The sequence below is a fragment of the Salinibacterium sp. G-O1 genome (assembly GCF_030063305.1).
Classification (GTDB): domain Bacteria; phylum Actinomycetota; class Actinomycetes; order Actinomycetales; family Microbacteriaceae; genus Rhodoglobus.
Window position 1 is genome coordinate 680,314 of sequence record NZ_JASISV010000002.1, and the last position, 12,165, is coordinate 692,478.

A 12,165-nucleotide genomic window follows, 5' to 3' on the forward strand; every position below is an offset into this window, starting at 1 on the left:
GCGTCGGTTAACTGCCGAACGCCGGGCATCCTCGCGGACGACCCGGCGTTCGGAACGAGCTAAGCCTTGTTGTCGTCCGTCGTGATGATCGGCGACGATACGCGGCGCGACACGCGTGAGCGTCCCTGGCCGGGCTGCTTGGGCGCGGGAAGCGCATCCAGGACTGAGTCGAGGATCTGCTCGGCGTCATGGGTCGAGATCTTTCGAGGCGCCCGAGAGTTCTTCTTCACGGGGATATCGAGGATCGCAACAGCCGCTTCAGCGGCAGCAACCGAAACCTCTTCAACCTTCGACGGAGCCTCAGCGGCCTCCGGCTGCGCGGGCGCGGCCTGCTGAACCGGAATCTCGGTGGTGTGGGTCACAGTGCTCGCCGCTACCCTCGCGAGAGCATTCCGAACATCCTCCGTGATGGCATGCGTGCCAGCACTGCCCATTCCGTTCTTGACCGAGGTGGATGGGGAAGACTGGCCGCCGCCGTTTCCGCCTCCGTTGCCGCCGTTGTTGTTGTTGCCACCACCGTTGCCGCCTCCGCTGTTGCGGTTGCGACCTCGACGGCTGTTGCCGTCGGCTGCGGGCTGAGCCGTCTGCTGCTGCTGACGGTTCTTGGTGACGGGGTCGTGGTGCACAACGACACCGCGTCCGGAGCAGACCTCACAGGGCTCACTGAACGTCTCGAGAAGTCCGAGTCCCAGCTTCTTCCTGGTCATCTGCACCAGACCGAGGCTGGTGACCTCAGCCACCTGATGCTTCGTCCGGTCGCGGCTGAGGCACTCGACGAGACGACGCAACACGAGGTCGCGGTTCGACTCGAGCACCATGTCGATGAAGTCGACGACGATGATGCCACCGATGTCTCGCAGCCTGAGCTGGCGAACGATCTCCTCGGCCGCCTCGATGTTGTTCTTGGTGACGGTCTCTTCGAGGTTTCCACCCGAGCCGACGAACTTGCCGGTGTTGACGTCAACGACCGTCATGGCCTCGGTGCGGTCGATGACGAGCGAGCCACCCGACGGCAGCCACACCTTGCGGTCGAGGGCTTTCTCGATCTGCTCGGTGATGCGGAACTTGTCGAAGGAGTCGACGTTCGTGTCGTCATAGCTCTCGACGCGTTCGGAGAGGTCGGGAGCAACCGCGTTCAGGTAGCCCTCGATCGTGCCCTTCGCGTCGAGGCCATCGACAACAAGCTTCTGGAAGTCCTCGTTGAAGACGTCACGAACGATCTTGATCAACAGGTCTGGCTCAGAGTGCAGCAGCGCCGGAGCCTGCTGTGTCTCGACCTGGCGGCTGATCTCGGCCCACTGGCTCGTGAGGCGCTGTACGTCGAGGGTGAGCTGCTCTTCTGTCGCGCCTTCGGCCGCCGTGCGCACGATCACGCCGACGTTCTCGGGAAGCACCTCTTTCAGGATCTTCTTGAGGCGCGCGCGCTCGGTGTCTGGCAGCTTGCGGCTGATGCCGCTCATCGAACCGTTGGGTACGTAGACCAGGTAGCGACCCGGGAGGCTCACCTGGCTGGTCAGACGGGCACCCTTGTGTCCAACCGGGTCTTTGGTGACCTGCACCAGAACCCGGTCACCGGGCTTGAGTGCGAGCTCAATGCGGCGAGCCTGGGTCTTGCCTTCGCCCGACTCGAGCGCAGCGGCATCCCAGTCGACCTCGCCTGAGTACAGCACGGCGTTGCGGCCGCGACCGATGTCGACGAACGCAGCCTCCATGCTCGGCAGCACGTTCTGCACGCGGCCGAGGTAGACGTTGCCGATGAGGCTGGCGTCTGCGGCCTTGGCCACATAGTGCTCGACGAGCACGTTGTCTTCGAGCACAGCGATCTGGATGCGGTCGAACTTCGAACGCACGACCATCATGCGGTCTACGCTCTCGCGGCGGGCGAGGAATTCGCTTTCGGTGACCACGGGGCGGCGGCGGCCGGCGTCGCGACCATCGCGACGGCGCTGCTTCTTCGCCTCGAGTCGCGTCGAGCCCTTGATGCGTGTGGGCTCGTTGCTGACGACCGGCTCGGGGCGCGGCTGGCGCACACGCACGACGGTGTTGGGCGCCTCATCGCCGGGACGGGCTTCCTCACCCGGGCGACGACGTGAGCGGCGGCGAACTGTGCCGGCCTCATCGGGGTTGTCCTGGTTGTTCTGGTCACCGCGGGTGTTGCCACCGTCGCGGCTGTTCTCGCGGCCCTGGTCGCGTGCGTTCTTCTCACGTGGTTCACGATCGGCACGGGCGTTGCTCTCGCGGCCGGGGGCGCGCTCGGGCATCGGGGGAAGGTCCGGTGCCTGGAACAGCAGGGACGTGCTCGGGCGCGCTGGGGCCTTCTTCGCTGGCGCTGTCGTGGCAACAGGGGCGTCGGCATCAGCCGCGGCTGGAGCCTGTGCGGCCTTGCGTGGGGGGTTGCGCTTCACCGGCGGCTGGTCGGAGGCTGGCTTCTCGGCGGCATCCTGCTGCGTGACCTGAGGCTTTTCGGCGGGCGCTGCGTCGGCCTTCGGCTCGGCAACCACTCGTGGAGCCTGGCTTTGCGCAGCCGGCGCCGCGGGAGTTTCGTCCGGCGTCGGGACCGCAGCCGCAGCATCCCGTGCTGCCTTGCGGCCACCGAACAGGCGACTTCTCTTCTTCGGACCGTCTGCGTTGTTGTCGTGTGTATTCACCATTGCTGGCGTACTCCTAGCCCGGGTGGGCGACCGCGCCGCTCACCGGGTACTCTCTCGTGCGCTATCCCCGCATGTGTGCGGAGGACTGCTGCTAATTCTTCAGGTCATGCAGCGGGCCTGCCCCCGGGAGGGCTGCTCGCGCTGCATCAATGCTTTTGTCACTAAGACATTTGTCAAACTCAAGCTTGTTGTCACTATTGAACGGAACTTGCTATCCGCCTCGGTCAGTTCGTCGCATACCTAGCGTTGGACTGCATTCCTGGCCCGGTTTCATGCCCGGTAAATCTGTATTAGGTGCCACGTCGAGCGCGGCTCGGGTGACTTGTCTCGATTATCGCATGCATTCTCAGTTAGAGGCTATTTGGCGCATGGGATAATCCGAACATGACTCAGGCACTGGCCACTCGCCGCTCGCTTCCCCTGGCCATCGTGCTCATCGTCACCGGGGTGATCGGGTGGCTCGCATCGCTCGCGCTGTTGCTCGACAAGCTTGCCGTGCTGGTGAATCCGGAGGTCGACCTCGACTGCAACCTCAGCGTGATCGTGCAGTGCGGCAAGAACCTGGACTCATGGCAGGGTGCGATCCTCGGCTTCCCCAACCCGATCCTGGGAGTGGCGGGCTTCGTCGCCCCCATCGCGGTCGGGGTGGCGCTGCTTGCCGGAGCGGGCTTCGCACGATGGTTCTGGATCGCCCTGAACGTCGGGGTACTGGGGGCATTCGGTCTCTGCCTCTGGCTGGCGTATCAGAGCATCTTCGCCCTCAGCACGCTGTGCCCGTGGTGCATGATCGTCTGGTCGGCCACCATCCCGCTGTTCTGGACGCTGACACTCTTCAATGCCCGGGCGGGCATATTCGGTGCGAGGATGTCGCGGGCCGGGGCCGCGCTGTACACCTGGGTCCCGGCGATCACTGTCGCCAGCTACCTCGTGATCGCGATCGTCGCCCAGCTGAGACTCGACGTACTGGCCACGCTGTAACGCTGCGGAATCTACCGCCGGATCGTGGGCCGACGACGCCCGGCGCAGGCCGGACGCCGCAGCAGCGGGGTTAGAACCAGAGTGCGAGCTCGCGAGTTGCCGACTCAGGCGAGTCGCTGCCGTGAACAAGGTTCTGCTGCACCTTCAGTCCCCAGTCGCGGCCCAGGTCGCCGCGGATGGTGCCGGGAGCGGCAGTGGTCGGGTCGGTCGTTCCTGCCAACACGCGGAAACCCTCGATGCACCGGTTGCCCGTGATGCGCAGCGCGACGACAGGGCCACTCATCATGAACTCGACGAGGGGCTCGTAGAACGGCTTGCCCTGGTGCTCTTCGTAGTGCTGGGCGAGCAGGTCGAGGTCAGCCTCGACAAGCTTGATGTCGACGAGCTGGTAGCCCTTGGCCTCGATACGGCGCAGAATCTCGCCGGTCAGGTTGCGGGCGACACCGTCGGGCTTGACGAGTACGAGTGATTCTTCAACAGACATGGGGTCTCCTTGGGTTGTGGGTGCGATGGTCGATCAGGTGGATGTCGGATTCTCGAGTGCGGCGCGCTGCTGGTCGATCTGGCGACCCTTGACGAAGCAGTAGATCCAGATCGCGACAAAGGCGAGCGCCACAAAATACATGGCGGTCAGAACGATTCCGGTGGCGATGAGCACAGCCTGCAAAGCCCACCCGACCCAGATTCCCCAGGGGTAGCGAAGCAGACGTCCGGCGACAATGAGCGCGACGATCAGCACGCCACCGCCCACGAATGCGGGAACCGGAGGCAGCGCCTTGAGTCCGAATACCGTCAGCGTGACGAAGAAAAGCAGCACGGCCTCGAGCACGAGCACGATGCTGAGCAGCGTCTCGGTCGTCGAACGCACGCGCCTCACGCGCGGTGCGGGTGGGTTGGTGTCGGTCACTGCTTCCACTTCTCGGCGGCCGCGAGTTCGATCGCGTCGCCCACGAGCGTGATCGAGCCGGTGACCAGGACGGCGCGGCGCGGTGCTTCCGCGGCCCAGTCACGGGCATCCTCAATCGCCTGCTCGAAAGTGTCGAAGGTGAACGTCGCGTCGTCGCTGCATCCGTCACGCACGAGCTCGGCGAGCTCCTCGTGGTCGATGGCGCGATCGGAGTGCGACTGGGTCACATGGATGCGAGTGGCCACGGGCGCGAGCGCTGCGATGATTCCGCGCGCATCCTTGTCTTCAAGCACGCTGAGCACGACGACAACCTCATCGAACGTGAAGTAGGTGGAGATCGCCGCGGCCAGGGCGGTGGCTCCGTGGGGGTTGTGCGCGGCATCCACGATCACCGTCGGCTCTGTGCCGATAATCTGCAGTCGGCCTGGGGATGTCGCGGTCGCGAGCCCCTCGGCCAGCACATCGCCGACCAGCGCCTGGCTTCCCGCGCCGAGAAACGACTCGACGGCGGCGATCGCGAGGGCCGCATTGTGACCCTGGTGATCGCCGAACATCGGCAGGAAGAGATCGGTGTACGTGCCGGCCAGCCCCTTCACCGAAATGACCTGTCCGCCCACGGCGACGTTCGACCCCAGCAGCTCGAAACCCGAGCCCTCCACGGCGAAGGTGGCCTCGGTGAGCTCGACGGCACGCTCAAGCTCTGCAAGCGCATCGTCGGTCTGGCTCGCCGAGACGACGTTAGCCAGTGGCTTGATGATTCCGGATTTGGTTCGCGCGATCTCCGCGATCGTCGACCCGAGGCGCTGGGTGTGGTCGAGCGCGATCGGCGTGAAGACGGCAACCTGCCCATCGGCGACGTTCGTGGAATCCCATTCGCCACCCATCCCGACCTCGATGACCGCAACATCCACCGGAGCATCGGCGAAACTCGCATAGGCCAGCACCGTGAGCGCCTCGAAGAAGGTGAGCGGCTCCTCGGAGGAGGCGATCAGCTCGGCGTCGACCATGTCGATAAACGGGCGGATGTCAGCCCAGTTGGCGGCAAGGGCGCGGTTCGAGATGGGCTGTCCATCGATCACGATGCGCTCGTTGACGCGGCGAAGATGTGGGCTCGTCAGCAGCCCGGTGCGAAGCCCGTACGCGCGGAGGATGCTCTCGGTGATGCGACTCGTTGAGGTCTTTCCGTTCGTGCCCGTGATGTGCACGATCGGGAAGGTTGCCTGCGGGTCGCCCAGCAGCTCGACGGCACGACGCGTGGCTTCGAGCCGCGGCTGGGGAGCTGCCTCGCCGATGCGGGCCAGCAATTCGTCGTAGACGCGATCCGCGTCATCCTGATACTCGGTGTCTTCGAGCTCGAAGTCGGAATCGTCGTCGAGATTCGTGCCCTCATCGCCCTGGGCGAACGGGCTCAGGTCGGCGAGCGGGTTGGCGTTGTCATCGCCGAGGTCGCTTTCGTCGAACTCGTCGCCGGTATCGAAGCCTTCGTTGTCGCCGCGACCGGATTCACCGTTGTCAGACATTTACTGCTCCCGATTTCCAGACGTCGATGACCAGCACGCCGTCATTCGCGTATTGGCCAGCCTTAAGCGTTGCACGTTGTGAGCCGACCATCGAGTCGAGCGCAGACATCTCGGGTTCGGGTGACACAGCGAAGTCGATCCCGGTCGCCAGCGTCTCGCCCCCGATGGTGTCGGAGAACGACTCGAGTGCTGCGATATCGGTTTCTGATGACCCCATGATCGACAGCGTGATGCGGTCGCTGACATCGAGTCCGGCGGCCTTCCTGGTGTCCTGGATGGCACGGATGAGGTCGCGCGCCAACCCCTCAGCCTCAAGCTCAGGAGTCGACTGGGTGTCGAGGATGATGAACCCGCCGTCGGCGAGGAACGCGATCGCACTCGACTCATCCAGTGCCTCCGGCTGCAGCTCGAACTCGCCAGCGAGCAGTTCGACTCCCCCGGCGATCACGCCATCGGCGCCGGACGCGGCCCAGTCTCCGGCCTTCGCCGCCTGGATCACCTGCTGCACCTGCTTGCCCAATCGCGGGCCGAGTGCGCGAGCGTTGACCGTGAGCTTGCGGCTGATGCCGAAGTTCTCGAGGGAACCGTCGGCGAGGGGCTCGAAGTCGACGGCCTTGAGGTTCAACTCTTCGCCCAGGATGCCCTGCACACCGTCGAACCATTCGCTGCGGGTGGTGACGATCGTCAGCTTGGCCAACGGCAGTCGAACGCGCAAGGAGCGGTTCTTGCGCAGCGCGAGCCCCGCCGAGGCGATCTCACGCACGTAATCCATTTCGGCGACAAGCTCATGGTCGGCCGGGAACGCCGAGGCGTCTGGCCAGTCCGTCAGGTGCACACTGCGGCCACCCGTGAGCCCCCGCCACGCTTCCTCCGCAATCAGCGGGATGAGCGGAGCAGCAACGCGCATGACGGTCTCGAGCACGGTGAACAGAGTGTCGAACGCGTCGTGGTCGCCCTGCCAGAACCGGTCGCGGCTGCGCCTGACATACCAGTTGGTCAGAACGTCGGCGAAGTCTCGAAGCCTGGCCGCGGCGATGGGGCTGTCGAGCGCCTCGAGGTCGGCCGTGACATCCCGAACCAGCTCGCCGGTCTTGGCGAGGATGTAGCGGTCGAGGAGGTTCTCGGAGGCTGTGCTCCAGGTGGCCTCGTAGTCGCTCGCGTTCGCGTACAGGGCGAAGAAGTAGTACGTGCTCCACAGCGGAAGCATGAGCTCGCGCACGCCAGCGCGGATGCCCTCCTCGGTGACGACGAGGTTGCCGCCGCGGATCACCGACGACGACATCAGGAACCAGCGCATCGCGTCGGCGCCGTCGCGGTTGAACACCTCGTTCACGTCGGGGTAATTGCGCAGGCTCTTCGACATCTTCTGCCCGTCGCTGCCGAGCACAATGCCATGGCTGATGACGTTCTTGAACGCCGGCCGGTCGAACAGCGCGGTCGACAGCACGTGCAGCATGTAGAACCAGCCGCGTGTCTGGCCGATGTACTCGACGATGAAGTCTGCGGGGTTGTGCGCCTCGAAGAACTCCTGGTTCTCGAACGGATAGTGCACCTGCGCGAACGGCATGGATCCCGAGTCGAACCAGACGTCGAGCACGTCCTCGATGCGGCGCATGGTCGAGCGGCCGGTCGGGTCGTCGGGGTTCGGACGGGTCAGCTCGTCGATGTAGGGACGGTGCAGGTCTGGCACGCCGTCCGCGTTCAACGGCAGACGCCCGAAGTCTGCTTCGAGCTCGGCGAGTGAGCCGTAGACATCGACGCGCGGGTAGTCGGGGTCGTCGCTCTTCCAGACCGGGATGGGGCTGCCCCAGTATCGGTTGCGGCTGATCGACCAGTCGCGCGCGTTCGCGACCCACTTGCCGAACTGGCCGTCTTTGACGTTCTCGGGAACCCAGTTGATCTCCTGGTTGAGCTCGCCCATGCGGTCGCGGAATTCCGGGACCTTCACGAACCAGCTCGACACGGCCTTGTAGATCAGCGGGTTGCGGCAACGCCAGCAGTGCGGGTAGCTGTGCTCGTAGCTCGCCACACGCATGAGTCGTGCGTCGTCACGCAGCTTGCGGATGAGCGGCTTGTTGGCCTCGAACACCTGCAGGCCCGCGACATCCTCGATGACGCTCAGAAACTTGCCGCCGTCATCGACAGACAGGATGACCGGGATGCCCGCCGCAGCACACACCAGCTGGTCGTCTTCACCGAAGGCGGGGGCCTGGTGCACGATGCCGGTGCCCTCACCGGTGGCCACGTACTCGGCGACAAGGATCTGCCAGGCGTTCTCGGTGCCCCATTCGGCGGCATCCGCGAAGTAATCCCACAATCGGGCGTAGCGCACGCCCTCGAGCTCGCGACCCTTCAGCGTCCGGGTGATCGCGGATGCCGCGGCATCCGCCGACTCGTAGCCGAGCTCTTTCGCGTATGCGCTGATCGTGTCCGTTGCCAGCAGGTAGTCGGCGACACCCTCTGCCGCCCCGTCACCGCCACCCAGCGGACCGCTCGGCACGACGGAGTAGTCGATGTCGGGTCCCACGGCGAGCGCGAGGTTCGTCGGGAGGGTCCACGGTGTCGTCGTCCAGGCGAGAGCGCGCACGGCGGTCAGGCCGAGGCTTTCGGCCTTGGCGCCATCCAGCGCGAACGTCACGGTGACCGACTGGTCCTGGCGCATCTTGTAGACGTCATCGTCCATGCGCAGCTCGTGGTTGGAGAGCGGAGTCTCGTCGTGCCAGCAATACGGCAGCACGCGGAACCCCTCGTAGGCGAGCTCCTTGGTGTGCAGCTGCTTGAACGCCCAGATGACGGACTCCATGAACGTGACATCCAGCGTCTTGTAGTCGTTCTCGAAGTCGACCCAGCGCGCCTGGCGGGTGACGTAGTCCTCCCACTCCTTCGTGTAGGCGAGCACGGATTCGCGGGCCTTCGCGTTGAAGACCGCGATGCCCATCTCTTCGATCTGCGCCTTCTCGGTGATGCCCAGCTGACGCATCGCCTCGAGCTCTGCCGGCAGGCCGTGGGTGTCCCACCCGAAGCGGCGGTGCACCTGCTTGCCGCGCATGGTCTGGAACCTGGGGAACAGGTCTTTCGCGTATCCGGTCAGGAGGTGACCGTAGTGCGGAAGCCCGTTGGCAAAGGGAGGGCCGTCGTAGAAGACCCACTCCGGTGCGCCGTCGCGCTGGTCGATGGACGCCTGGAAGGTGCCATCCGTCTTCCAGAAACTGAGAACGCGCTCCTCGATCTCGGGGAAGCGCGGTGACGGCGCGACAGGCTCGTCGGGGGTGTGGCGGGGGTACGACATGTGTGCGGCTCCTGGTGTTGTCTCAACACGAGGACGACATTGCTGCCGCGGTACCACCCCGCTTGCCCTCACGCTGTTACGCGCGTTGGCCTCTCTCACTGCTGTGACGGGCTTACCCGCTCGGCTCTACTGGGGCTTGCACCCGTTCTTCCGAGAACTCCCCGGTGATGGCCGGATCAACGTCATTCTGCGTCAAGTGTAGCGGCAGCGAGCGCCCGGAATATGAGGGATGCGGGAATGCGCCACCCAACTCGTAAGCTTTACTCTTTGTGACTACCACCAGTGGCAAAGCGCCAACCACTACAGAAGCAACACCCGCCCCGCTCTTCGACCGTCCCACGGCTCGCAAGGCAGTCTGGGCCGCACTTGTCGGCTCATCCCTCGAAGCATTCGACTTCTACGTCTTCGCGTATTTCAGCGCGATCTTCGCCCCCGCACTGTTCTTTCCCGATCTGGATCCGGCCGCGGGGCTGCTCGGCTCATTCGCCGTCATCGCCGTCGCGTTCATTGTCCGCCCCATCGGAGCCGCGATCTTCGGCAACCTGGGCGACCGCATCGGCCGCAAGCGCACCCTGCTGATCACGATCACGATCATGGGCGTGGCCACCGGCCTGATCGGGCTGCTGCCCGACTTCGCCACGATCGGCATCGCCGCGCCGCTGCTGCTTCTGCTCCTGCGAATCGCGCAAGGGCTGTCGCTCGGCGGCGAGTGGGGTGGCGGCATCCTGATCGCTGTCGAACACGCGGAGCCGAAGCGTCGCGGACTCTACGCCGCACTGCCCCAGCTCGGCTCCCCCGTCGGCACGATCCTCACCGGAGCCCTGCTGCTCATCCTGCCGACGATCATCGGCGGCGACGCCATGCTCGAGTGGGGCTGGCGTATTCCGTTCCTGCTCGCCTTCCCGCTGCTGGCCGTGTCTCTCTACCTGCGCCTCGCGATCAACGAGACCCCGGTCTTCACCCAGCTCGTGGTCGAGAAGAAGCGCGAGCGCATCCCTGTGCTGGCCGCGTTCCGCAAGTACCCGGTCGCAATCCTGGTCGCGGTCGGAGCAGCAATGCTCGGGATCGGGTCGTACTCGCTCATGAACACGTACACGATCGGTTACGGCATCAGCGTGCTCGGGTTCTCGTACCCCGACCTTGCGCTCGCCACCCTGATCGGCAGCCTGCTGCAGCTCGTGACCATCCCACTGTTCGGGGTGCTCGCGAACCACATCGGTCCCGCCCGTGTGGTCGTAATCGGCGCCATCGGAACCCTGCTCATCGCGTTCCCGATGTACTTCCTGCTGCAGTTCGCCACCTTCCAGATCCTGGTCGGCACGATGATCATCGGCGGAATCCTGCCGACCCTCGCGTGGGCAGGACTCGGCGGCCTGATGGCGAACATCTTCGGCGGCCCCGTCCGGTACAGCGCCATGTCGATCGCCTACGCGGTCGCGGCCGCGCTCTCCGGCATCATCCCGTTCGCCACCCAGGGCTTGTCGATTGCGACGGATGGCGCGTGGTGGCACCCCGGCGTCGTGCTGGCGATCATCTCCGCCATCACCCTGGTCTGCGCATCCATCGCCTCGCGCTGGACCCGTGCCGTCGACGCGGATCCCATCCTGAGGTAACGCCTCGCCGCGAACCGCGGCAAATGTTGCGTCGGACACGGTTCCGTGAACATTTGCCGCGGCTCGCGGGTGCACGTGGGCGCAGCTGAGCGCGCCTCTCCCGCATCCCGCACCTGCCGTGCTTTGCTCGGCACATGAACGGCAACCTGGCTCGAGCCGCGGTCGACGCCTTCGGAGCGCCGATCACGCTGGCTGAAGTCCTGACCGCGGCTGGCATCATCGTGGCGGCCGTCCTGATCGCGTTCGTACTACGCGTCGTCATTCTGCGCCGTTCCCGCAGCTCGCAGAGCCCTCATCTTTCGACCTGGTACACCCTCTCGCGACTGGTCACCTACACAGTTCTGGGGATCGGTTTCTTCGCAGCGATCGCGGCGCTCGGGGTGCCGCTGAGCGAATTCGCGCTGCTCGGCGGTGCGCTCGGGGTCGGTCTCGGCTTCGGTTTGCAGTCGCTGTTCAGCAACTTCATCTCGGGAATCGTGCTGCTGATCGACAAGTCTCTGAAGGTCGGGGATTTTGTGGAGCTCGAATCCGGTGTGACCGGCGAGGTGCGCGACATCAAAATCCGGGCTACGACGATCGTCACCAACGACAACATCGACATCCTGGTGCCGAACTCGGAATTCGTCTCAGGCCGAGTGGTGAACTGGACTTACCGCGACGTACGACGACGCCTGCGTGTGCCATTCGGCGTCGCCTACGGCACCGACAAGAACACGGTGAAGGAGGCGGCGCTTGAAGCGGCCGCGGCGGTGCCGTTCACCCTGCATCTCGACGGTCCGCAACGTCCACAGGTCTGGCTCGTCGAATTCGGCTCGAGCTCGCTGAACTTCGAACTCGTCATCTGGCTCAACCCTGAGGCGACGAAAAAGCCTGCGGCTGTGACCGCGGCCTATAACTGGGCCCTGCATTCCGCTTTGGAAGCGCACGGCATCGAGATCCCCTTCCCGCAGAGCGACCTGCACGTCAAGACCCTCCTTGGGCTGAGTGGCGAGGATGCCCGGCGAGCTCTCGGGCTTGCCGAAACCGCCGAGCCTGCCGATGCGGTCTCGCGAGCCGCGCAGCCGGTCGATGCGGCAAGCGACAACGACGCCGTCGACGATGTCGGCGCGGATCTCGACGCTGACGCTGGGTAGCCAGCCGTCGCCTGTCCCGAACCGCTCCACCCGCCGCGGGATCGAGCAGTTTGTGCCACATGGGCCGGTGAGAA

General features: G+C 65.1%; 8 protein-coding genes. 3 read left to right on the top strand and 5 right to left on the bottom strand.

Annotated features, from left to right (window positions below; translation table 11 throughout):
- Positions 1-59 precede the first annotated feature (59 nt).
- Positions 60-2,651, bottom strand: a complete 2,592-nt coding sequence (locus tag QMG83_RS09695) for a ribonuclease E/G (RefSeq protein WP_283505159.1) — start codon at positions 2,649-2,651, stop codon at positions 60-62.
- Between the two features lie 384 nt (positions 2,652-3,035).
- On the opposite strand from QMG83_RS09695, the gene QMG83_RS09700 reads away from it, so the two are divergent.
- Entirely contained in the window at positions 3,036-3,629 is a 594-nt protein-coding gene (locus QMG83_RS09700) for a vitamin K epoxide reductase family protein (RefSeq protein ID WP_283505160.1), read from the top strand.
- A 70-nt stretch (positions 3,630-3,699) separates the two neighbouring features.
- Here the strand turns inward: QMG83_RS09700 and ndk are convergent, their stop codons facing one another.
- The 4 genes from ndk to ileS are packed head-to-tail and all read right to left on the bottom strand — an operon-like array spanning position 3,700 to position 9,345.
- Complete coding sequence (gene ndk, locus QMG83_RS09705) at positions 3,700-4,113, bottom strand: nucleoside-diphosphate kinase (RefSeq protein WP_283505161.1); 414 nt, start codon at positions 4,111-4,113, stop codon at positions 3,700-3,702.
- Between the two features lie 33 nt (positions 4,114-4,146).
- Complete coding sequence (locus QMG83_RS09710; RefSeq protein WP_283505162.1) at positions 4,147-4,536, bottom strand: DUF4233 domain-containing protein; 390 nt, start codon at positions 4,534-4,536, stop codon at positions 4,147-4,149.
- Positions 4,533-6,056: a bifunctional folylpolyglutamate synthase/dihydrofolate synthase gene (locus tag QMG83_RS09715; protein ID WP_283505163.1), complete on the bottom strand. Its 1,524-nt coding sequence runs from the start codon at positions 6,054-6,056 to the stop codon at positions 4,533-4,535. Before QMG83_RS09715 ends, QMG83_RS09710 begins: the two co-directional genes overlap by 4 nt.
- The gene (ileS, locus tag QMG83_RS09720) at positions 6,049-9,345 is read right to left on the bottom strand and encodes an isoleucine--tRNA ligase (RefSeq protein ID WP_283505164.1); all 3,297 of its coding nucleotides are present in this window, start codon (positions 9,343-9,345) and stop codon (positions 6,049-6,051) included. Before ileS ends, QMG83_RS09715 begins: the two co-directional genes overlap by 8 nt.
- Positions 9,346-9,614: 269 nt before the next feature.
- On the opposite strand from ileS, the gene QMG83_RS09725 reads away from it, so the two are divergent.
- Both QMG83_RS09725 and QMG83_RS09730 read left to right on the top strand, forming a co-directional pair.
- A complete protein-coding gene (locus QMG83_RS09725) occupies positions 9,615-10,958 on the top strand; it encodes an MFS transporter (RefSeq protein ID WP_283505165.1) in 1,344 nt (447 codons plus the stop codon).
- A 134-nt stretch (positions 10,959-11,092) separates the two neighbouring features.
- Positions 11,093-12,091: a mechanosensitive ion channel family protein gene (locus QMG83_RS09730; RefSeq protein WP_283505166.1), complete on the top strand. Its 999-nt coding sequence runs from the start codon at positions 11,093-11,095 to the stop codon at positions 12,089-12,091.
- Positions 12,092-12,165: the final 74 nt, after the last annotated feature.